This window comes from Providencia sp. UF-224 (assembly GCF_058245955.1).
In genome coordinates this window covers 1-707 of sequence record NZ_JBSICC010000095.1, presented here as the reverse complement: position 1 = coordinate 707, position 707 = coordinate 1, and the positions used below count along the sequence as shown (strand labels likewise).

Annotated in this window: 1 pseudogene; it reads left to right on the top strand. The window is 48.8% G+C overall.

The features are described from left to right. A pseudogene (locus tag AC4IFO_RS22970) lies at positions 1 to 707 on the top strand (hypothetical protein); the annotation flags it as partial.

Here is a 707-nt window from a genome sequence, read left to right as displayed (position 1 = left end):
GAATTGCGTGCCCGTGAAACGGATTTACGCCAGCAATCATGGGAAACCGACGACGAAAATGAACAAGCTGATCTTTGGCAAGCCGTGGCGGATTGCGAGAAGCAAATCGAGGGCATTAAAGACCGTACTAAAAATCAGGCGTGGACAGCTGATGGAAAAGCAACAAAAGGCGTAGTTGTCTACCTTGACCGTGATGGTGAGCCCTGTGTGCTTCGTGGTGTGATTGACCAAGCACAACAGGAACAGCAACGCATTGAAGAGGAAAGTACCTCCGAAAATCTGAGTGAGCAGTCAACAACTACGGTAGAAACTGTTTCTACCTACAGCGCGGCATTGTGCAAAAGTTTGTCCTCAGAGCGCACGTTAGCAGTACAAGCAGCACTGACTCAGCATCCGAACGTAGCACTGGCGATTTTGGTGCATGATGCGTGCATTCAGGTGTTTGGTTCACCGTGTGCCAAAACTGCGCTTAACATTAAGTTTTCACTTGCTCAGGACGAGTTACTCAAAAATGCGCCGACAGCCCAAGACAGTGAAGCATTGCAATTACTCAATACGCAATTTGAGTCATGGTCAGCGCGTCTTCCTGACGTATGGCAAGCCGATTTTTCTTGGTTGTTGTCATGGGAGCAAGCGGATTTAGTCGCACTACTGGCGTTCTGTTCCGCGCAAACGTTGAGTGAAGTCAATCATTATGCACCGCACGA